This is a genomic window from Klebsiella sp. CN_Kp073 (assembly GCF_040065495.2).
In the GTDB taxonomy this organism is placed as follows: domain Bacteria; phylum Pseudomonadota; class Gammaproteobacteria; order Enterobacterales; family Enterobacteriaceae; genus Klebsiella; species Klebsiella aerogenes.
The window spans coordinates 4,230,815-4,251,383 of the sequence record NZ_CM198051.1; the positions used below are offsets into that span (position 1 = coordinate 4,230,815).

General features: G+C 56.3%; 20 protein-coding genes. 5 read left to right on the forward strand and 15 right to left on the reverse strand.

Annotation, left to right across the window (positions count from 1 at the left end; genetic code table 11):
• Positions 1-69: 69 nt before the first annotated feature.
• The 3 genes from rcsF to proS all read left to right on the forward strand — a co-directional run bounded on the left by rcsF (position 70) and on the right by proS (position 3,012).
• The gene (rcsF, locus tag ABLV66_RS20515) at positions 70-477 is read left to right on the forward strand and encodes an envelope stress sensor lipoprotein RcsF (RefSeq protein ID WP_015704458.1); all 408 of its coding nucleotides are present in this window, start codon (positions 70-72) and stop codon (positions 475-477) included.
• Positions 474-1,181 carry a tRNA (N6-threonylcarbamoyladenosine(37)-N6)-methyltransferase TrmO gene (gene tsaA / locus ABLV66_RS20520; protein ID WP_047065174.1) on the forward strand — a complete coding sequence of 236 codons (708 nt, stop codon included), beginning with the start codon at positions 474-476 and terminating at the stop codon, positions 1,179-1,181. The genes rcsF and tsaA overlap by 4 nt, the downstream gene beginning before the upstream one ends.
• A 112-nt stretch (positions 1,182-1,293) precedes the next feature.
• The gene (gene proS, locus ABLV66_RS20525; protein WP_047065175.1) at positions 1,294-3,012 is read left to right on the forward strand and encodes a proline--tRNA ligase; all 1,719 of its coding nucleotides are present in this window, start codon (positions 1,294-1,296) and stop codon (positions 3,010-3,012) included.
• 62 nt (positions 3,013-3,074) lie between these two features.
• Here the strand turns inward: proS and nlpE are convergent, their stop codons facing one another.
• From nlpE to ABLV66_RS20540, 3 genes are read right to left on the reverse strand one after another with little or no spacing between them, the layout of a single operon-like run.
• On the reverse strand, positions 3,075-3,773 hold the full coding sequence (gene nlpE / locus ABLV66_RS20530) for an envelope stress response activation lipoprotein NlpE (protein ID WP_072251482.1): 699 nt from the start codon (positions 3,771-3,773) through the stop codon (positions 3,075-3,077).
• Between the two features lie 42 nt (positions 3,774-3,815).
• On the reverse strand, positions 3,816-4,229 hold the full coding sequence (gene arfB, locus ABLV66_RS20535; protein WP_045390167.1) for an alternative ribosome rescue aminoacyl-tRNA hydrolase ArfB: 414 nt from the start codon (positions 4,227-4,229) through the stop codon (positions 3,816-3,818).
• Positions 4,226-4,771 (reverse strand): YaeQ family protein, encoded by a 546-nt coding sequence (locus tag ABLV66_RS20540; protein ID WP_045390165.1) that lies wholly within the window; start codon positions 4,769-4,771, stop codon positions 4,226-4,228. Before ABLV66_RS20540 ends, arfB begins: the two co-directional genes overlap by 4 nt.
• Positions 4,772-4,967: 196 nt before the next feature.
• On the opposite strand from ABLV66_RS20540, the gene ABLV66_RS20545 reads away from it, so the two are divergent.
• Entirely contained in the window at positions 4,968-5,168 is a 201-nt protein-coding gene (locus tag ABLV66_RS20545) for a YaeP family protein (RefSeq protein WP_015368145.1), read from the forward strand.
• A complete protein-coding gene (gene rof, locus ABLV66_RS20550; RefSeq protein ID WP_348877004.1) occupies positions 5,155-5,415 on the forward strand; it encodes a Rho-binding antiterminator in 261 nt (86 codons plus the stop codon). Before ABLV66_RS20545 ends, rof begins: the two co-directional genes overlap by 14 nt.
• A gap of 15 nt (positions 5,416-5,430) precedes the next feature.
• On the opposite strand, the gene tilS is transcribed toward rof, so the two are convergent.
• The 12 genes from tilS to skp all read right to left on the reverse strand — a co-directional run bounded on the left by tilS (position 5,431) and on the right by skp (position 20,551).
• The gene (gene tilS, locus ABLV66_RS20555; RefSeq protein WP_348877005.1) at positions 5,431-6,732 is read right to left on the reverse strand and encodes a tRNA lysidine(34) synthetase TilS; all 1,302 of its coding nucleotides are present in this window, start codon (positions 6,730-6,732) and stop codon (positions 5,431-5,433) included.
• Between the two features lie 68 nt (positions 6,733-6,800).
• Positions 6,801-7,190 (reverse strand): VOC family protein, encoded by a 390-nt coding sequence (locus ABLV66_RS20560; protein WP_015704453.1) that lies wholly within the window; start codon positions 7,188-7,190, stop codon positions 6,801-6,803.
• A 62-nt stretch (positions 7,191-7,252) separates the two neighbouring features.
• Positions 7,253-9,391 (reverse strand): lysine decarboxylase LdcC, encoded by a 2,139-nt coding sequence (locus ABLV66_RS20565; RefSeq protein WP_045390157.1) that lies wholly within the window; start codon positions 9,389-9,391, stop codon positions 7,253-7,255.
• A 100-nt stretch (positions 9,392-9,491) separates the two neighbouring features.
• On the reverse strand, positions 9,492-11,276 hold the full coding sequence (locus ABLV66_RS20570; protein WP_348877006.1) for a glycoside hydrolase family 19 protein: 1,785 nt from the start codon (positions 11,274-11,276) through the stop codon (positions 9,492-9,494).
• Between the two features lie 191 nt (positions 11,277-11,467).
• Positions 11,468-12,427 carry an acetyl-CoA carboxylase carboxyl transferase subunit alpha gene (gene accA, locus ABLV66_RS20575; RefSeq protein WP_045390153.1) on the reverse strand — a complete coding sequence of 320 codons (960 nt, stop codon included), beginning with the start codon at positions 12,425-12,427 and terminating at the stop codon, positions 11,468-11,470.
• A 12-nt stretch (positions 12,428-12,439) separates the two neighbouring features.
• Positions 12,440-15,922 carry a DNA polymerase III subunit alpha gene (dnaE, locus tag ABLV66_RS20580; RefSeq protein WP_045390151.1) on the reverse strand — a complete coding sequence of 1,161 codons (3,483 nt, stop codon included), beginning with the start codon at positions 15,920-15,922 and terminating at the stop codon, positions 12,440-12,442.
• 17 nt (positions 15,923-15,939) lie between these two features.
• Complete coding sequence (gene rnhB / locus ABLV66_RS20585) at positions 15,940-16,539, reverse strand: ribonuclease HII (protein ID WP_015368153.1); 600 nt, start codon at positions 16,537-16,539, stop codon at positions 15,940-15,942.
• On the reverse strand, positions 16,536-17,684 hold the full coding sequence (gene lpxB / locus ABLV66_RS20590) for a lipid-A-disaccharide synthase (protein WP_047046994.1): 1,149 nt from the start codon (positions 17,682-17,684) through the stop codon (positions 16,536-16,538). The genes rnhB and lpxB overlap by 4 nt, the downstream gene beginning before the upstream one ends.
• Entirely contained in the window at positions 17,684-18,472 is a 789-nt protein-coding gene (lpxA, locus tag ABLV66_RS20595) for an acyl-ACP--UDP-N-acetylglucosamine O-acyltransferase (protein WP_015368155.1), read from the reverse strand. The genes lpxB and lpxA overlap by 1 nt, the downstream gene beginning before the upstream one ends.
• A gap of 3 nt (positions 18,473-18,475) precedes the next feature.
• Positions 18,476-18,931, reverse strand: coding sequence for a 3-hydroxyacyl-ACP dehydratase FabZ (fabZ, locus tag ABLV66_RS20600; protein WP_004145858.1), 456 nt, complete (start codon positions 18,929-18,931; stop codon positions 18,476-18,478).
• Positions 18,932-19,036: 105 nt separating this feature from the next.
• Positions 19,037-20,062 (reverse strand): UDP-3-O-(3-hydroxymyristoyl)glucosamine N-acyltransferase, encoded by a 1,026-nt coding sequence (gene lpxD, locus ABLV66_RS20605; RefSeq protein ID WP_045390147.1) that lies wholly within the window; start codon positions 20,060-20,062, stop codon positions 19,037-19,039.
• 3 nt (positions 20,063-20,065) lie between these two features.
• Positions 20,066-20,551 (reverse strand): molecular chaperone Skp, encoded by a 486-nt coding sequence (gene skp, locus ABLV66_RS20610; RefSeq protein ID WP_045390145.1) that lies wholly within the window; start codon positions 20,549-20,551, stop codon positions 20,066-20,068.
• Between the last annotated feature and the right edge of the window lie 18 nt (positions 20,552-20,569).

Below are 20,569 nucleotides of genomic sequence, written 5' to 3' on the forward strand. Positions count from 1 at the left end.
GCCCGTCTTGTCATTTATGCAAGCACCTGATTCAATAGCGCCCTGTTTATAATTCATTGAGGAAATACTATGCGTGCTTTACCGGTCTGTTTGTTAGCACTCATGTTAAGCGGTTGTTCTATGCTAAGCAGATCCCCCGTTGAGCCTGTTAAAAGCACCGCAACCACGCCAGTCCAGACGGAAACGGCTAAACCAAAAGTCTCACGTCCCGCGCCGGTCAGAATCTATACCGATGCCGCCGCGCTGGTAGGCAAACCCTTCCGCGATCTGGGTGAAGTGAGCGGCGAATCATGCCAGGCTTCAAACCAGGACTCCCCGCCGAATATCCCGACCGCCCGTAAACGCATGCAAATCAACGCGGCCAAAATGAAGGCCAACGCCGTGCTGCTGCACAGCTGCGAAGTGACCAGCGGTACGCCAGGCTGCTACCGTCAGGCCGTTTGCCTGGGTTCAGCGCTTAACGTCTCGGCACAATGAGTGCATTTCAGTTCGCGCAGATAGGCGTCATCCGCTCGCCGTATAAAGAGAAGTTTGCCGTTCCTCGCCAGCCAGGCCTGGTTGAACACGGCGGCGGAGAGCTGCATCTGCTCGCGCCTTATAACCAGGCTGACGCCGTGCGTGGGCTGGAAAACTTCAGCCATCTGTGGGTCCTGTTTGTCTTTCATCAGACCATGGCTGGCGGCTGGCGTCCGACCGTGCGCCCTCCCCGCCTTGGCGGCAACGCACGCATGGGCGTCTTTGCAACCCGCTCGACGTTTCGCCCCAACCCTATCGGCATGTCGCTGGTTGAACTAAAAGGCGTTCGCTGCCAGAAGGATCAGGTGATACTGGAACTTGGCAGCCTCGATCTCGTGGACGGTACGCCGGTGGTTGATATCAAACCTTATCTTCCCTTTGCCGAAGCCCTGCCGGACGCCAGCGCCAGCTATGCGCAGCAGGCGCCGCTGGCAGGCATGAATGTCAGCTTTACGCCGGAAATAGAAGCACAGTTACTGACGCTGGAAAAACGCTACCCGCATATCAAAGCGTTTATCCGTGAAGTACTGGCGCAGGATCCGCGTCCGGCTTATCGTAAAGAGGAAGAAGCAGGGAAAACCTACGCCGTCTGGCTGCTCGATTTCAACGTGCGCTGGCGGGTAATCCCCTACGGTTTTGAAGTCTTTTCTCTCGAACCGCGCTAATTTTATTTTCCTCTCTTTTGGCATCTTTGCCACACTGGTAAACTAAACCACTTTTTTTGTTTCAGGCTGGCTCTCCAGCCTGTTCCGATCGTCCAAATGGAACCGTAACAACATGCGTACTAGCCAATATCTGCTCTCCACTCTGAAGGAGACACCTGCCGACGCCGAAGTCATCAGCCATCAGCTGATGCTGCGCGCCGGGATGATCCGCAAGCTGGCCTCAGGGTTGTACACCTGGCTGCCGACCGGCGTGCGCGTTCTGAAAAAAGTCGAGAACATCGTGCGTGAAGAGATGAACAACGCCGGTGCTATCGAGGTGTTAATGCCGGTAGTTCAGCCTTCTGAACTGTGGCAGGAGAGCGGTCGCTGGGAGCAATATGGCCCTGAGCTGCTGCGCATTGCCGATCGTGGCGATCGCCCGTTCGTTCTCGGCCCGACTCACGAAGAGGTCATTACCGACCTGATTCGCAACGAGCTGAACTCTTATAAACAGCTGCCGCTGAACTTCTATCAGATTCAGACCAAGTTCCGCGATGAAGTCCGCCCGCGTTTCGGCGTGATGCGCTCCCGTGAGTTCCTGATGAAAGATGCTTACTCTTTCCATACCTCTCAGGAATCGCTGCAGGAAACCTACGACGCGATGTATACCGCTTACAGCAAAATCTTCAGCCGTATGGGGCTGGATTTCCGCGCGGTACAGGCTGACACCGGTTCGATCGGCGGTAGCGCTTCTCATGAGTTCCAGGTGCTGGCGCAGAGCGGCGAAGATGACGTGATCTTCTCTGATAGCTCCGACTACGCGGCGAACATTGAGTTTGCCGAAGCCGTCGCGCCGAAAGAGCCGCGCGCCGCCGCGACGCAAGAAATGACGCTGGTAGACACGCCGAACGCGAAAACCATCGCCGAGCTGGTTGAGCAGTTCAATCTGCCAATCGAAAAAACCGTGAAGACCCTGCTGGTGAAAGCGGTGGAAGATAGCAGCTACCCGCTGGTCGCCCTGCTGGTACGCGGCGATCACGAGCTCAACGAAGTGAAAGCGGAAAAACTGCCGCAGGTCGCGAGCCCGCTGACCTTCGCCAGCGAAGAAGAGATCCGCGCTATCGTTAACGCGGGACCTGGTTCTCTCGGTCCGGTTAACATGCCGATTCCGGTGGTTATCGACCGTACCGTCGCGGCCATGAGCGATTTCGCCGCCGGCGCTAACATCGATGGCAAACACTATTTCGGCATTAACTGGGATCGCGACGTCGCGACTCCGGAAGTTGCTGATATTCGTAATGTCGTTGCCGGCGACCCGAGCCCGGACGGCAAAGGTACCCTGCTTATCAAACGCGGTATCGAAGTCGGCCACATCTTCCAGCTGGGCACCAAGTACTCTCAGGCAATGAATGCCGCGGTGCAGGGCGAAGATGGCCGTAACCAGATTCTGACCATGGGTTGCTACGGTATTGGGGTGACCCGCGTAGTGGCCGCCGCTATTGAGCAGAACTTTGACGATCGCGGGATTATCTGGCCGGACGCCATCGCGCCGTTCCAGGTCGCTATTCTGCCGATGAACATGCACAAGTCCTATCGCGTGCAGGAGCTGGCCGAGAAGCTGTACGCCGAGCTGCGTGCGCATGGCATCGACGTGCTGATGGACGACCGTAAAGAGCGTCCGGGCGTGATGTTCGCCGATATGGAGCTGATCGGTATTCCTCACACCATCGTGCTCGGCGACCGTAACCTCGACAACGATGATATCGAATACAAACATCGTCGCAACGGCGAGAAGCAGCTGATTAAGACCGGGGATATCGTGAATTACCTGGTGCAGCAGATTAAGGGTTAATTTCCCCTTAAAAGCTAAAAGGCCTCGCAATAGCGAGGCCTTTTTTATAGCAACTGCAAGAATTAATTACCGCAGTCTTTACCCGGAATAAATTTACTGTCTTTATCCGTCATTAGCGTTTTCATCATCTCGCCGGTATCCGGGTTTGCTTCAAGGGTGAAATGTCCTTCAACCACCAGCAGCACCGGACGAGTATCGGTACCGCGCGCGGCGGCATAATCGCGCTCAAGCTGGGCGTTATTCGCGACCGCGATCGTTTTACCGGTCACGCAATCGGTAAAGGTTGCCGCATCCGCCATATAGAAATACATCCCGCGCATCGCCATTGGCGTCGTCGGCAGGCTGGCCTTCACAGGCTCAAGCGTATAATTCAGCGTTGATTTAATCGGATTGCCGTCGCGATCGAGCATTTCCAGCTTGTCGCCTTTCGCCCGATAGTAAGATTTCTCGCCTTTGCTGTTGGTCAATACCAGTTTATCGGCGGTACGCGCCCAGGTACCATATGAAGCGAAAGATGACGGCTCGCGGCTAACGCCCTGATAACGTTCGTTCATAACCCAGGTGCCATCTTTCTCAAGGAACAAAGAGGTCTCAATCCCTTCGCAATCCGCGCAAGGCAAAATACCGCGCCAGCTTTGCTGCATCGGTTTCAGCTCTTCCATCGCCGCCGGCTGAACCGTCTCCACCTCAGCGCGATGATTGCAGCCAAACAGCGCAAAGAGCGAACAGGCCGCTGCGAGCGAAAATACAATTTTCTTCACTGTGAATTCCTTATAATCCATTCCACCCGTCCGCCACGCCGCTCAATGGCGAACCTTCCCACGCAGCGCTTTGACTGAGGACTTTTGCGCCTTGGAGGCAAGTCGTCGCTCTTTTGACGCCCGAGTCGGTCGCGTCTCCCGGCGGCTTTTTTGCACTGCGGTTAATTCTTTTATCAGCGTAACCAGTCGCGAGATCGCCGCTTCGCGGTTCATCTCCTGGCTACGATATTCCTGAGCCTTAATGATAACCACACCGTCAGCAGAAATTAAGTGGTGACTGGCGGCGAGCAGGCGTTCTTTATAAAACTCAGGCAGGCTCGATGCTTTAATATCAAAACGTAAGTGAATCGCCGTCGAGGCCTTATTCACATGCTGACCGCCCGCCCCCTGTGCGCGGACCCCGGTAAGCGAGATCTCCTCATCCGGGATGGAAACGCTGCGGCTAATCGTTATCATGCCGGCTGCTGCCAGGCCGTTAAATGAATTTCCAGATTATTCCGATCGTCAGATAACCAGATACCGCCGTCCTGCAGGGTTGCCTGCAGCGTCATAGTGCGATCGGCAAAAGCGCTTAGCTGCGCCAGCTGCGTATCATCAAGATACCAGATAGTCAGCTTCGGATACGCCGCAAGCTTGTTCTGATTTTGCTGCCACCAGATTTCAGCCGCCCGGCTATTATAGGCAAACAGCGCCACCTCCTGCGCCCGCGAGCAGGCTTTCTTGAGGCGCTTCTCGTCCGGCAGCCCCAGCTCAATCCACAGATCAACACCCAAATGGTCGTTCAACTGCCACAGCTCCGGTTCATCATCCGAGGACAACCCGCGGGTAAACTGCAGACGTTCGTTGGCATATTTAATCCACGCCAGCAGACGCAGCATCATACGCTCCTGGGTTTCTGAGGGATGTTGCGCCAGCGTCAGGTTAGCATCCAGAAACTGGTTGCGATCTAAATCGGCAACATTAACCACAGCTTTATAAATCGTCGCTTTCAGCGCCATGAATAAACTCCTGAAAAAAATGGCGTACATTGTAGCGAAACTGGCGACAAAAGGCTGTCGGCAATCGCAGGTACTCCTTTCATCCTGCTGATATTGCTTAGATGACTATGGTATAGTCACCTTGCTAAACAGAGTTTATCTTCGTAGGCTTAAACTTGCATCCCACGGTTAAGTCAGAACGCTGACAGGAGGGCATGTGGATCAATATTGTGAGTTAATACGCAAGCGGTATGCGGAAATAGCCAGCGGAGACTTAGGGTATATCCCGGATGCGCTGGGCTGCGTGTTGAAAGTATTAAATGAGGTTGCGGCGGATCAGGCCCTTTCGGAGTCAGTCAGGGAAAAGGCCGCTTATGCGGCGGCAAACTTATTGGTGAGCGATTATGTCAATGAATGATACTTATCAACCCATTAACTGCGATGATTATGACAACCTCGAACTTGCCTGCCAGCATCACCTGGTGCTGGCGCTGGCCCTGAAAGATGGTGAACAGCTACAGGCCAAAGCGAGCGATCTTATCTCGCGTAAAAATGTCGAGTATCTGGTGGTAGAATTTGCCGGTAACGTCCGCGAGCTACGCCTGGATAAAATCGCCAGTTTCAGCCACCCGGAAATCGGCACCGTGGTGGTCAGCGAATCCTGAAGCCCACCGGGCGGCTTAGCCGCCCGTTTTCCGCCATATCAGCTGTAACCCTTCGCCTTCCTGTATTTGCCCCTCTCTGGTGACAAACAGCCCATCGGCTGCGGCAATCAAGGTTTCGCCATAAAACAGCAGCGGCGTGGCGTCGCGACGCCAGGGCGCGACCGCCATTTCCTGCCAGATTTTCTTAAGCTTACGGCCACCCTGACGCCCAACAATGTGCAGATTACCGCTGGCGCGAAAACGTATCGATACCGACTCATCCGCGCGTGGCGCGCGTAGCGGCCCGCCGGACTGCAATGCCAGTTCTCCCAGCGCTTCCGGTAGCGTCAGCGCTTTAGTCGCATCGCCCCAGGGTATTTCCCGTTCCGCCAGGCTTGCCAGATGCTTGACCCAAAACAGGCGCTGCTGGTAGCGCCGAACGGCAAAACCGCCTAACCGCAGGCAAGGCGCGGCGTCTTCACGCGCCAGCGCCACTTCCTGCCAGATGCGCTCCGGCATTTCGCGCGACGGCATCGGCGCCTGTTGGGAAGCCAGCCAGCGGCGCAGCAACGCCGCACGACGCGGCGCGCTCATCGCGCTCAGCGGTTCTATCGCCAGAGAACCACGCTCATCAACCAGCGCGGCAAGTTCTGCCGACAGCATTTCATCGAGCAACTGTTCCTGTTCGCCACATAAGCTGGCACTGCGGGCGACAGCCTCGGCAAAATGCGGCCAGCGCTCGCTCAGCAGCGGAACCACCCGCAGACGCAGAAAGTTACGATCGTACGCATCGTCCTGATTACTTTCGTCTTCAATCCACCGCAGTTGATGAGTCAGCGCCCATTGATGCAGGGATTCACGGCTCTCATTGAGCAGCGGACGCAGCAATTTTCCGCCAGCGAACTCGCTACTGGCGGCCATCGCCGACAAGCCGGTCGGGCCGCTACCGCGCTTAAGCGCCAGCAGGAAGGTCTCGCATTGGTCGTCGAGATGTTGTGCCGTCAATAACGCCTCGCCTGGCAGCAGCGCCTCACGGAAAGCCTGATAGCGCGCCTGGCGAGCATGCGCTTCGATCCCCAACCCCTCATCCGCCAGCGTCACGCGCACCACCTGTAACGGTACCTGCCATTGCTGGCAAATCTGTTCGCAATGCTCAACCCAATGGTCAGCGTTGGCGCTCAGGCCGTGGTGAATGTGAATCGCGCGCAGCTGAATCGCTGGCTCGCGCTGGCGCCAGCGTACCAGCCGGTGCAGCAGGACGGTTGAGTCCAGGCCGCCGCTGAAGGCCAGCAGAAACTGACGATATGGTCGAAGCGATGAGGCAATATCCGGCGTCATGATCGTGCGTACGCAGCTAAGAAGAGATAGCCCGGCACGTTACGCGCCAGGGCTGGTTCTGGCAAGTATTACTGTTGGTAAATCTCCAGCGGCAGGCCGTCGGGATCGTTGAAGAAGGTGAAGCGCTTATCGGTAAACGGATCGATGCGGATAGCCTCGCAGGCGACGCCGTGCGCCTGCAGATGCGCAACCGCGGCATCAATATCGTCGACGCTAAACGCCAGGTGGCGCAGACCACAGGCCTCCGGACGGCTGGGGCGCGCAGGAGGGAACGGGAACGAAAACAGCTCGATGACATACTCGCCGTTCAGCGCCAGGTCGCCCTTCCACGAATCACGCTCGGCGCGGTAGAACTCGCTCTGCAGCGTAAACCCGAGGATGTCGCAATAGAACGCTTTGCTCTTCGCGTAATCTGTCGCGATGATGGCAATATGGTGAACTCGTTTTAAACCCAGCATGGTTGCTCTCCTCCTGTTGAAGCCCAACACGTTACTCGCGCCGCCCGCCGCCGCGCAAGCCCCTAATTATTTTTTAAGACTCGTACACGGTAGACGCCGTCTTCGTCGCGTTTGGCCCCGTGGATGTCGGTTTCAAAACCTGGGTAGTGGCGACCGATCGAACAGAGCATCAACAGGAAGTCGAGCACCGCGCGGCTCTCTTCGGTGATCATCTCGCCCGGCATCAGCAGCGGCACGCCAGGCGGATACGGCAGGATCATGTTTGCCGAAATACGCCCCACCAGATTCTCCAGTTCGATGGTTTCTACTTCGCCCTTAATCTGTCGCTGCCAGGCCTGATGCGGAGTCATTTTCATCTCCGGCAGCACGTCAAAGGCCCGCAGCATCAGCTGTGAGAGCTGATGCTGGCGGATCAGGCGGTGGATCCCCTGCGCCAGATCCTGGATGCGCATATTGCGGTAGAAGTCCGGATCCTCGGCATAGAGATCCGGCAACATATTTTTCACCCGCAGGTTGAGATCGTAGGCGCGTTTAAACTCGGTCAGGCCGCGCAGCAGGCCCATCGCCCGGGTTTTATCAATACCGATACTGAACAAGAACAGCAGATTGTACGGCCCGGTTTTCTCCACCACCACGCCGCGCTCGTCGAGGAATTTCGCCACCAGCGCCGCCGGGATCCCCTCTTCCGCCATATTGCCCTGCTCGTCCATCCCCGGCGTAAGAATGGTGACTTTGACCGGATCGAGGAACATATGGTCGGCATCGGCATCCTGGAAACCGTGCCACGTTTCTCCCGGCGAAACCGGCCAGCACTGCGCCTCCTCAACCTCTTCCGGCTGCCAGATATCAAAGAACCAGCCGTCAGCCTCCTCACGCAGGCGCTGCACCTCCTTACGGAAGTGCAGCGCACGCTCGATGGAGCGCTGAATCAGGCGTTTTCCGGAGTTACCGCGCAGCATCGCCGCCGCGGTCTCTATCGAGGCGACGATCGGATAGCTTGGCGAGGTAGAGGTATGCATCATAAAGGCTTCATTGAAGGTATCTTCATCGTAGCTGCCTTTAATATGGATAAGCGAAGCCTGCGACAGCGCCGCCAGCATTTTATGCGTCGACTGGGTTTCGAAGATCACTTTCCCCGGTACGCGGTCGCCGCTCATGCCGCTTTTGCCCTGATAAATCGGGTGGAAGTGGGTATAAGGCACCCAGGCGGAATCAAAGTGGATCGACGGCACGTCGAGAGTCTGTTTAATCCAGGTGGTGTTATACAACAGGCCGTCATAGGTGGAGTTGGTGATCACCGCATGCACCGGCCACTGCGCGCCGCGAGTTGTCTCAACTTTGCGCTTGACGCTGTCGCGGGTAAATTCCCGTTTCGGAATGCCGCCGAGGATCCCCAGCGCGTTACGCGTCGGTTTTAGCCATAGCGGCACGATATCGCTCATCATCAGCAGATGCGCCAGCGATTTATGACAGTTACGATCGATAAGCAGCGTACTGCCGGCAGGCGCCGAATACATGCCGACAATTTTATTTGAAGTCGAGGTACCGTTGGTCACCATGTAGCTCTGCTCGGCGCCAAAGGCGCGGGCGATATACTCTTCCGCTTCCAGATGCGGGCCGGTATGGTCCAGCAGCGACCCCAGTTCGGTAACGGAGATAGAAACATCAGCCTTCAGCGTATTACCGCCGAAGAAATCATAAAACAGGCAGCCGACCGGGCTTTTCTGGTAGGCGGTTCCCGCCATGTGTCCGGGAGTGCAAAAGGTATATTTTCCCTCCTGCACATAGTTAAATAACGCTTTGGTAAATGGCGGCGTGATGTTGTCCAGATACTCGTTGGTATACTGACGAATACGAGTAGCGATATCTTCCGCCAGCCCCAGCGCATATTCAAAGAACCATAGCGCCATGCGCAGGTCCTGGCTGCTGACGTCCATCGTCGAGTGCGTATTGATAAAAGCATACAGCGGCAGGTATTCGTTCAGACGATTGATATCGCTACATAAATCAACGCTGTACTCATCCCAGTCGAAGATAACGCCGCAGATGCGCGGATTGTGTTCGATAAACTGCAGCAGGTCGGCGCTGTTTTGCGGCCAGATAGTCTGGAATCCTTGCTTCCGCAGAGCGGCTTCCAGCTCTTTGATCGGTTCGTCTTTATGGTAGACGCCGTGGGGCCCCATGATGGCGATGATATTCACGCTTTCCTCCTGGATTTACCTAAGGTAAGCATAATATCAATCGCGCCAGTGCTTAGCACTGGCGGATTTATCTTAGTCCTGAATCAGAGTAAAACGATAATTACAGCGCCTTCCACGCATCTCCCCAGGCCAGACCTGCGCCCGGTTCGTAGTAGGTTGGCGCTACGTTGCACCAGGCCCCTTCCGGCAGCGGTTTACACTGGAAAAGCGCGCCGTGGTTATTGACGATATCACCCGGTTTCCAGCTCTGGCTGGCGCTCCACGCCGGATAACTGATGGCGCCGCTGTCGCCAGCCGGCTCATCCTTCGCTTCATCCGCCGCCTTCGCCTTCACATTGAGAGTATAGGTGGCCGTACTGGATAAACTGCCATCGCTAACGGTCAGGCTAACCACATACTGGGCATCTTTATCGCTGCTCTGTGGGGCGCTGAAATTGATCACCGCTTTATCCGCGCCGCTTAACGTCTGTCCATCCTGCGACATCCAGCGATAGTTCAGCTTGTCGCCGTTAGCATCGGTAGACCCTTCCCCGCTCAGCGACACCAGGCTGCCAGCTTCAACAGCGCCCACCGGGCCGGCAATACGCGCCACCGGCGCGACGTTCACTTGAGGCGCTGGTGTCGTGTCATCTGTCTTATCAGACGCGCCATCGCTGCCCGCATCATCAACCACGGTCACGTTGAAGTAATGCTGAACGCATTTGCTGTAATCCCCCTCTTTGAACGCGCTGTACGGTGTCTGATAGCTCACCAGCTGGCAGGCATTGGTTTTGCCGTCTGCGCTGTTCGGATCCCATCCCCAATCCTGTTCCCAGTAGATGGGCAGCGCGCCGGCTCCGCCTTCATCAAACTGCTTCATGTTCTTACAACCCAGCACTTCATCATCGGCAATAGGCACTTTGAGGTAGTTGGCGAACTCTTTGTAATAGGCAATACGGTTAAGCGACTGGGCGTTTTCCGTTGCGCCGCCGCACTCGACGCCGCCGTTGATGATCTGGATGCTCACGCCAAACCCCGGCACCAGGCCATTGCTCTTATCACGATCGTTCGGCTGCCAGGTGCCATCAATGACGTGCAGCATGGAAGGTTTCGGCGGCTGCGGATAAACAAAGAAAAAGACCGCGCTGGCGAGGTTCATCCATGAGTCCGCCACCAGCTCAGGTTTATCCAGCAGCGGGCGGACGTCGCCATACATTGCCTCGGAGAACGGGCCGTAGTTGTAGTTATAGGAGAGCTGTTTAGCCCCTCGGCCAAAGTAGCTGAGGAAATCGCCATCGGCATCTTTACCGCAAGGCCAGGTCTGTCCCTGCCAGACATCCGGGTTACATTCGCCGTTATAGCCGCCTTTTTGTCCTTCGGTCCAGCCAACTTCACGCAGATAGACCAGCGCCTGGCGCCATTCCGGGATATCGCGCCAGCTTTCGTGGCCGCCGGTTTCCTGGGCGAAGTGGGCAAACATGGTGGCCAGCGATTTACGACAGATAGCATCGCTGTCACGGCCATCGGTGTAGGTGCCGCAGACCGCCGGGAATTTACCGATCGCCTTCAGGAAGTTGCTGTAGGTATATTCCGGCGCGCGCATCGGGAACAGATAATCCCAATCCTGCTCGCTGAGCATGCCTTCGACGCGTTTAACGTTTTCCGGGTTAGCCGCCCTGCCAGGCTCAATCTTTTCGACTGAAGCGTTATCGAGGGTACGAATGGAAGACTTCACCGCATCCATTAATGGAAAATCGGTTAATGCTTTTTCTTTTGCCGCCAGCTCGCTGGCTGTCATGGTGGTGGCTTCAGTAGCGCTGAGCAGCGGCGCGGCCTGTGCGGCGCTCAGACTTAACATGATCCCTGCGGCCACGGCGCTCAAGGCGACAGTTTTATGAATTGCCATAATATTATTCTCCTTTTCCTTGTGAACGGTCTGCCCAGGCGTTGTCCCCGGCAGTTAGCGCAGTGTCGCGGGAGAAGGACATCATCGGCTAATCACATCACCTCATTGGCGCATCATCTTGCCTCAGAAAAAAAATGATAAAAAAAGGGGCCGGAAATCCGGCCCCTTAGAGAAAATATGATGCTGAATAATCAGGCGTAGCCGTAGCTCATCAGACGCTGATAGCGGCGGTTACGCAGCTCTTCTTCGCTGAGAGTATCCAGGTCAGCCAGGTCGGCCAACAGCTGTGCCTTCAGGCTCGCCGCCATCGCTTCCGGGTTACGGTGGGCGCCGCCCAGCGGTTCCGGAATGATGGAATCAATCAGCTTCAGCTCTTTGAGGCGCGGCGCAACGATACCCATTGCTTCCGCGGCCAGCGGCGCTTTATCCGCGCTTTTCCACAGAATAGACGCGCAGCCTTCCGGCGAGATAACCGAATAGGTGCTGTACTGCAGCATGTTGACCTTATCACCTACGCCAATCGCCAGCGCGCCGCCGGAGCCGCCTTCGCCGATGACGGTGCAGATAACCGGCACGCTCAGACGCGACATTTCACGCAGGTTGCGGGCAATCGCTTCCGACTGGCCGCGCTCTTCCGCGCCAACGCCCGGATAGGCGCCAGGGGTGTCGATGAAGGTAATGATCGGCATTTTGAAACGCTCAGCCATTTCCATCAGGCGCAGCGCTTTGCGGTAGCCTTCCGGCGCCGGCATACCAAAGTTACGACGGATCTTCTCTTTGGTCTCACGGCCTTTCTGATGGCCGATGATCATCACCGGGCGACCATCAAGACGCGCAATACCGCCAACGATAGCTTTATCGTCAGCGTAGGCGCGATCGCCTGCCAGCTCGTCAAACTCGTCGAAAGCCAGGCGGACATAATCCAGGGTATAGGGACGACGTGGATGGCGCGCCAGCTGGGCTACCTGCCATGCGCCAAGATCGGCGAAGATTTTGCGCGTCAGCTCTACGCTTTTTTCGCGCAGACGATGCACTTCTTCATCGATGTTAATATCCAGTTTCTCATCCTGACGGCTTACTGCAGTCAGGGAATCGATTTTCGCTTCCAGCTCTGCGATAGGCTGTTCAAAATCTAGGAAATTCAGACTCATAGTATTCCTGTATTAGTCAAACTCCAGTTCCACCTGCTCCGAGCCGATAAGGCCACGCAGATCGTTGAGTAAACGATCGCTCGGAGAGACGCGCCATGTTGCGCCAAAACGCAACCGCGCGCGCGCATCCGCCCTCTGATAATAGAGGTGTACTGGAATGGTTCCCGAACGGTGGGGTTCCAGAGACTGACGGAGTCGGTTTAAAAGCTGGTCATCAATTTGCCTGTCCGTCAGCGAGATAGCAAGCCCGCGAGCATATTTTTCCCGGGCTTCGTCAATATCCATGACTTCACGGGCGGTCATTTTAAGGCCCCCGCTGAAGTCATCAAAGCTGACCTGTCCGCTGACGATAAGTATGCGGTCTTTTTCCAGCAACTGCTGGTATTTATCCAGCGCGTCGGTGAATAACATCACCTCCAGACGCCCGGAACGGTCATCCAGCGTACAGATGCCGATACGATTGCCGCGCTTGGTGACCATTACCCGCGCAGCAATAACCAGACCCGCCGCCGTGGTCACTTTACCACGATCGGTCGGGTGCATGTCTTTGAGTCTCACGCCGCCAACGTAGCGTTCGATCTCTTTCAGGTATTGGTTAATCGGGTGGCCGGTCAGATACAGCCCCAGCGTTTCCCTTTCACCATCCAGCACCACCTGCTCCGGCCACGGCTGGCAGCTGGCGTAGGATTGCTCAATTTGTTCCGGCTCTTCCGCCAGCACGCCGAACATATCCGCCTGGCCGATGGCTTCGGCTTTGGCGTGCTGATCGGCGGCTTTCAGCGCATCGTTGAGCGAGTTCATCAGCGCCGCGCGATGCGGGCCGAGGCGGTCGAACGCCCCGGACATAATCAGCTTTTCCAGTACCCGGCGATTGAGTTTTTTAATATCGGTACGGGCGCACAGATCAAACAGCTCGCGGAAATAGCCGCCATTGTTACGTGCTTCAATGATCGCTTCAATCGGGCCTTCGCCGACACCTTTAATGGCGCCGATACCATACACGATTTCCCCGTCATCATTGACGTGGAAATGATACAGGCCGGAGTTAATGTCCGGCGGCAGGATTTTCAGGCCCATGCGCCAGCATTCATCGACCAGACCCACCACCTTCTCGGTGTTGTCCATATCGGCGGTCATCACCGCCGCCATAAACTCGGCCGGATAGTGCGCCTTCAGCCACAGCGTCTGGTAGGAGACCAGCGCATAGGCGGCGGAGTGGGACTTGTTAAATCCGTAACCGGCGAATTTTTCCACCAGGTCAAAGATTTTCATCGCCAGTTCGCCATCAACGCCGCGCTTTTTCGCCCCTTCTTCGAAGGTGCCGCGCTGCTTGGCCATCTCTTCCGGCTTTTTCTTACCCATCGCACGACGCAGCATATCCGCGCCACCGAGGGTATAACCGGAGAGCTCCTGGGCTATCTGCATGACCTGTTCCTGGTACAGGATGATGCCGTAAGTCGGCTCCAGTACAGGTTTCAGACATTCATGCTGCCACTGGACGTCCGGGTAGGAAATCTCTTCACGGCCGTGCTTACGGTCGATAAAGTTATCTACCATCCCCGACTGCAGCGGGCCCGGACGGAACAGCGCCACCAGCGCGATCATATCTTCGAAGCAGTCAGGCTGCAGACGCTTAATCAGATCTTTCATGCCGCGCGATTCAAGCTGGAAGACCGCGGTGGTTTCCGAGCGCTGCAGCATGTCGAAGCTTTTCTTGTCATCCAGCGGGATCGCGGCGATGTCCAGCGGCCCTTCGCCGTTCTTCGCCCGCCGCTTGTTGATCATCTCCAGCGCCCAGTTGATGATGGTCAGCGTACGCAGGCCGAGGAAGTCGAATTTTACCAGCCCGGCGTATTCGACGTCGTTCTTATCAAACTGGGTAACCGGGTGTAGCCCCTGCTCATCGCAGTACAGCGGCGCGAAATCGGTGATTTTGGTCGGCGCGATAACCACGCCGCCCGCATGCTTACCGGCGTTACGCGTCACGCCTTCCAGCTTACGCGCCATATCAATCAGCGCTTTAACTTCTTCGTCCGCTTCGTAGATTTCCGGCAGCTGTGGTTCCGCTTCAAAGGCTTTCGCCAGCGTCATGCCAGGATCCGGCGGCACCAGCTTGGAGATACGGTCAACAAAGCCGTACGGGTGACCCAGCACGCGGCCCACGTCGCGAATAACCGCCTTCGCCGCCATGGTACCGAAGGTGATGATCTGCGATACCGCGTCGCGGCCATACATATCCGCAACGTGCTCAATAACCTGGTCGCGTTTCTCCATGCAGAAGTCGACGTCGAAGTCGGGCATCGACACACGTTCCGGGTTAAGGAAACGTTCGAACAGCAGGTCAAACTCCAGCGGGTCAAGGTCGGTAATTTTCAGCGCGTAGGCCACCAGCGAGCCGGCGCCGGAACCACGTCCCGGCCCTACCGGCACGCCGTTATCCTTCGACCACTGGATAAATTCCATGACGATCAGGAAGTAGCCCGGGAACCCCATCTGGTTGATAACCTGCAGTTCGACATCCAGACGTTGGTCATATTCCGGGCGACGCTTAGCGCGCTCTTCGGGATCCGGGAACAGGAATTCGAGACGTTCCTCCAGCCCCTCTTTCGACTTCATTACCAGGAAGTCTTCGGTGGTCATGTCGCCGGTCGGGAACTGCGGCAGGAAGTATTCGCCAAGGCGCACGGTAACGTTGCAGCGTTTGGCGATCTCAACGGTGTTTTCCAGCGCTTCCGGGATATCGGCAAATAGCTCGCACATCTCCTCTTCGCTACGCATATATTGCTGCGGCGAATAGTTGCGCGGTCGCTTCGGATCGTCGAGGGTGAAGCCATCGTGAATGGCGACGCGAATTTCATGGGCGTCGAAGTCGCCGGTTTCCAGGAAACGCACATCGTTGGTCGCCACTACCGGCAAACCATGCTCCTCCGCCAGTTGAACCGCGGCGTGAAGATAGCTTTCTTCGTCCTGACGACCGGTACGGATCAGCTCCAGATAGTAGCGATCCGGGAAATGTTGTTCATAGAAGGCGAGACACTGCTCGACCAGCGGCATATTTCCGCGGATCAGGCTGACGCCAACATCGCCTTTACGGCCGCCGGACAGCAGAATCAGCCCTTCCTGATGCTCAACCAGCCAGTCGCGATCGATCCACGGCCCCAGCGCGCCATAGCCGCGCTGATAGGCGCGAGAAATGAGCAGAGTCAGATTCTGATAGCCGGTATTGTTGGCCGCTAAAACCGTCAGTTCGGTGAATTCATCGCCCAGCAGATCGCACTGAACATGGAAGTCAGCGCCGACAATGGGCTTAATCCCGGCGCCATGGCCCGTTCCGTAGAACTTAACCAGACCGCAGAGGTTGGTAAAATCGGTGATCGCCAGCGCAGGCATGCCCAAAGCGGCCGCCTTTTTCACCAGCGGCCCGGTTTTCGCCAGCCCATCGATCATGGAATAGTCGCTGTGCACCCGCAGGTGTACGAAACGTGGTTCAGACATCTTTAGATCCCAGTGACTTAGTTGGACGCCAGACCCAGCGCGCGTTTCACCGGGCCGAAGCTACGCCGGTGGTGCTCTGTTGCGCCGTGTTCCTGCAGCTTTTGCAGATGTACAACGGTAGGATAGCCTTTGTGCTGGGCAAAGCCGTATTGCGGAAATGCGATATCCAGCGTAGCCATTTCGGCGTCGCGTGTGACTTTAGCCAGAATAGACGCTGCGCTGATTTCCGCCACCCGGCTATCGCCTTTCACTACCGCCTGCGACGGCATCGGTAGCGATGGACAGCGATTGCCATCGATAAGCACGAACTCGGGGGTAATACTCAGGCCAGCGACGGCGCGCTGCATTGCCAGCATCGTGGCATGCAGGATGTTCAGCTCGTCGATTTCATGCGGCTCGGCGCGGCCCAGGCTCCAGCATAGCGCTTTGTCTTTGATTTCATCGAACAGCGCCAGGCGGCGCTTTTCGCTCAATTTCTTTGAGTCATTCAGCCCAACAATCGGCTTGCGCGGATCAAGGATCACCGCCGCAGTGACCACTGCGCCGACCAGCGGCCCACGGCCAACCTCATCGACGCCGGCGACCAGATGGGTATGTGGATAGACGAACTCCATCATTTTGCTAACTCCAGTACTGCGTCCGCCGCCTGCTCATCCGCGTTGCAGCGGATCTGCTGATGCAGCGCGCGGAAAGTATCATGCATATCGTGGCTGGTTTTGCCGTCGGCCAGCAGCGGCTTCAACGCGGCGGCCAGCGCCTGCGGCTCGCATTCATCCTGCAGCAGCTCTTTCACCAGCTCGCGCCCGGCCAGCAGATTTGGCAAGGAGACATAATCGGTTTTCACCAGCCGCTTCGCCAGCCAGAAGGTAAACGGCTTCATGCGGTAGCCAACGACCATCGGGCATTTCGCCAGCATGCACTCCAGCGCCGCCGTCCCCGAGGCCAGCAGCGCGGCATCGCTGGCGATCATCGCATCGCGCGCCTGACCATCCAGCATATGCACCGTCATGTCGGGCGCCGTTTCAGCTTTAATTCGCTCAAACTGTTCCCGCCGTTTGGCGTTGACCAGCGGCACCACGACCTGCAGGTCGGGATAGGTGTTACGCAGAAGCTGCGCGGTTTTCAGGAAGTCGGCGCTGAGCATTTCGACCTCCGCGCCGCGGCTACCGGGCAGTAAAGCCAGACAGTGAACATCATGCGGGATGCCCAGACGATCGCGCGCCGCGCCTTTATCAGGATCCAGCGGCATCGCATCCGCCATGGTATGGCCGATAAAGCGGCAGGGAACGTTAAATCTGTCGTAAAACGCTTTTTCGAAAGGCAGGAATGCCAGGACCAGATCGGTGGATCTGCCAATTTTGAAAACGCGTTTTTGTCGCCATGCCCAGACGGACGGGCTGACGTAATGAATGGTTTTGATGCCCTTCTTTTTCAGATTACCTTCGAGGGTAATATTGAAATCAGGGGCGTCGATGCCAACGAAGACATCGGGACGCAGCTCGCCGAAGCGGCGCGTTAAATCGGCGCGAATATGCAGTAAGCGGCGCAGGCGACCAAGCACTTCAACAATGCCCATCACCGCCAGCTCTTCCATTTCGTACCAGGCTTCGCATCCTTCCGCCTGCATCAGCGGCCCCGCCACGCCGACAAAGCGCGCATCAGGGATGCGAGCTTTGAGGGCGCGAATGAGACCAGCGCCAAGAATATCGCCGGAAGTTTCTCCGGCGACCAGGGCAATCGTCAGGGGACGCTGTTCGGCCATTAACGAATCAAGCCGCGAGTTGAACGGGCGAAGAAATCGACAAACGGCTGAACTTCAGGGTGCTGAGCCGCCAGTTCGGCAATTTCCGGTTTGGCTTCGTCCAGCGTTTTGCCGCTGCGGTACAGCAGTTTATAGGCGTTACGAATCGCGGTAATCGCTTCACGGCTAAAGCCGCGGCGTTTCAGCCCTTCGATATTGACGCCAAACGGCGTGGCGTGGTTGCCCTGGGCAATCACGAACGGCGGAACGTCCTGAGCGACGCCGGAGCAGCCGCCAACCATTACGTGCGCGCCGATGATGCAGAACTGATGTACTGCAGTCATGCCGCCGATGATGACGAAATCATCCAGAGATACGTGACCGGCCAGCGTCGCGTTGTTGGCCAGAATACAGCGGTCGCCAAGCGTGCAATCATGCGCCACGTGGGCGTTGATCATCAGCAGGTTATCGCTGCCCACCTTCGTTAATCCACCGCCCTGTACTGTACCGCGATGAATGGTCACGCTTTCGCGAATGCGGTTGCGATCGCCAATTTCCACTCGGGTCGGCTCGCCAGCATATTTCAGATCCTGGTTGACTTCGCCGATAGAAGCGAACTGATAGATCTCATTGTCGCGACCAATTTTAGTGTGGCCATTCACAACGACATGAGACTTCAGTACGGTGCCCTCGCCAATTTCGACGTTGGCGCCCACGATACAAAACGGACCAATGTGAACGTTAGCGCCAATAACGGCGCCTTCTTCTACAATGGCGGTAGGATGAATAAAGGCGGTTTTATCAATCACGTATCAGGCCTCCCGGCTACGCGCACACATCATCGTCGCTTCGCAAACCACTTTACCGTCAACCAGCGCAACGCCTTTGAAACGGGTCAGGCCGCGGCGGGTTTTCTCGAAAGTGACTTCCATAATCATCTGATCGCCTGGTACTACCGGACGTTTGAAACGCGCTTCATCGATACCCGCGAAGTAGTACAGCTCGCCCGGCTCAAGTTTTCCAACGCTTTTAAATGCCAGAATACCGGTGGCCTGCGCCATCGCTTCCAGAATCAGAACGCCAGGTAAAATCGGCTTACCAGGGAAATGCCCCTGGAAAAACGGCTCGTTTACGGAAACATTTTTTACTGCGCGCAGAAAACGACCTTCTTCAAAATCCAGCACGCGGTCTACCAGCAGGAACGGGTAACGGTGAGGCAGAAGTTCCAGAATCTCTTCAATGTGCAGAGTATGAGTGTCAGTAGTCAAAATACTCTTCCTGTCTAAATATACTAAAAGGCAATAATAACACGGCCTGCGGCAATCTTATTAACGAATGCAACAGGCCGGGAATGTACGTGACCAAATGAGAAATTAGTCTTGTTGATTAACCTTGCGCTCAACGGCTTTCAGGCGCTTGCTCATCTCGTCAATATTCATCACCAGCGCCGCGGTTTTACGCCACGCCTTGTTCGGCTGTAGCGGAATACCTGAGGAATAGACGCCAGGTTCAGAGATAGGACGCATAACCATCCCCATCCCGGTAACGGTGACTTTATCGCAGATTTCCATATGGCCGTTAATCACGCTGGCGCCGCCAATCATGCAGTAACGGCCAATTTTCAGGCTGCCGGCCATAATCACGCCGCCAGCGACGGCGGTATTGTCGCCAATCACCACGTTATGCGCAATCTGACACTGGTTATCAATGATAACGCCGTTACCGATCACGGTATCGTCCAGCGCGCCGCGATCGATAGTGGTACAGGCGCCGATCTCCACGCGATCGCCAATAATAACGCGACCAAGCTGCGGGATCTTCACCCAGTTACCGCGATCGTTAGCGTAACCGAAACCGTCCGCGCCGATCACCGTACTGGACTGGATCAGGCAATTTTCACCGATCTCAATCTCATGGTAAACAGCAACGTTAGCCCACAAACGCGAGCCGGCGCCGATTTTACTATTTTTGCCAACGAAGCAGCCCGCGCCGATAACCACGTTATCGCCCAGCACCACGCCGGATTCGATAACGGCGTTCGCGCCAACGGAGACGTTGTTACCCAGCTTCGCCGTGGGATCGATCACCGCGCTTGGCGCGATGTCTTTCGCCGGCTGCGGCGTGGTATCTAAAATTTGAGCCATGCGCGCGTAGGTCAGGTAGGGATTACGCACTACCAGCGCGGCGCTATGGGCAAAGGGTAAATCGTCCGGCGTCATCACAACGGCGGAGGCCTGGCAAGCGGCCAGGTGTTCACGGTATTTAGGATTTACCATGAAAGTAATTTGGCCTGCTTTAGCGCTCTGCATGGACGCAACGCCGGTGATGACGATATCGCCATCACCGTGTAACTCTGCATCCAACTGCTGTGCTAAGTCAGCCAGTCGAATTGAAGGCATTACTTATTTAACCTGTTTCAGTACATCAGCGGTAATGTCTTTAACATCGCTGCTGTTGTATGCCACGGCATTAGAGTCAACAACCAGATCGATGCTCTGATCTTTCGCTACGCTCTGAACGGCGGTCTGGATACGGGTAACCAGTTTGCCACGTTCTTCGTTGGAACGACGTGCGCGATCCTGCTCAAAAGCCTGTGCTTTCTGCGCGAAGGACTGACGCTGAGACATCACGTCTTTTTCCAGCTTGCTACGATCTGCGCCCGGTTTCATAGACTGCAGACGCTGCATTTTGGACTGCAGATCGCCTTCCATACGCTGCAGTTCGCTAGCGCGACCTTTGAACTCGTTTTCCAGCGTGTTGGAAACGCCAGTTTTCTGGGCTACCTGTTGGAACAGGTTGTTCATGTTAACCATTGCAATTTTATCTGCCGCCTGAGCGGAAGTTACCATTGCTAAACCCAGACCTGCAGCTAATAACCACTTTTTCACAATTGACTCCTTACCATC

Coding starts and splice junctions, on each gene's coding strand:
- ABLV66_RS20540 (WP_045390165.1), bottom strand. CDS start 4,771: ATGGCGCTGAAAGCGACGATTTATAAAGCTGTGGTTAATGTTGCCGAT.
- rof (WP_348877004.1), top strand. CDS start 5,155: ATGTCAATGAATGATACTTATCAACCCATTAACTGCGATGATTATGAC.
- rcsF (WP_015704458.1), top strand. CDS start 70: ATGCGTGCTTTACCGGTCTGTTTGTTAGCACTCATGTTAAGCGGTTGT.
- dnaE (WP_045390151.1), bottom strand. CDS start 15,922: ATGTCTGAACCACGTTTCGTACACCTGCGGGTGCACAGCGACTATTCC.
- lpxD (WP_045390147.1), bottom strand. CDS start 20,062: ATGCCTTCAATTCGACTGGCTGACTTAGCACAGCAGTTGGATGCAGAG.
- tilS (WP_348877005.1), bottom strand. CDS start 6,732: ATGACGCCGGATATTGCCTCATCGCTTCGACCATATCGTCAGTTTCTG.
- accA (WP_045390153.1), bottom strand. CDS start 12,427: ATGAGTCTGAATTTCCTAGATTTTGAACAGCCTATCGCAGAGCTGGAA.
- lpxB (WP_047046994.1), bottom strand. CDS start 17,684: ATGGCCGAACAGCGTCCCCTGACGATTGCCCTGGTCGCCGGAGAAACT.
- ABLV66_RS20570 (WP_348877006.1), bottom strand. CDS start 11,276: ATGGCAATTCATAAAACTGTCGCCTTGAGCGCCGTGGCCGCAGGGATC.
- ABLV66_RS20560 (WP_015704453.1), bottom strand. CDS start 7,190: ATGCTGGGTTTAAAACGAGTTCACCATATTGCCATCATCGCGACAGAT.
- arfB (WP_045390167.1), bottom strand. CDS start 4,229: ATGATAACGATTAGCCGCAGCGTTTCCATCCCGGATGAGGAGATCTCG.
- tsaA (WP_047065174.1), top strand. CDS start 474: ATGAGTGCATTTCAGTTCGCGCAGATAGGCGTCATCCGCTCGCCGTAT.
- rnhB (WP_015368153.1), bottom strand. CDS start 16,539: ATGATGGAGTTCGTCTATCCACATACCCATCTGGTCGCCGGCGTCGAT.
- proS (WP_047065175.1), top strand. CDS start 1,294: ATGCGTACTAGCCAATATCTGCTCTCCACTCTGAAGGAGACACCTGCC.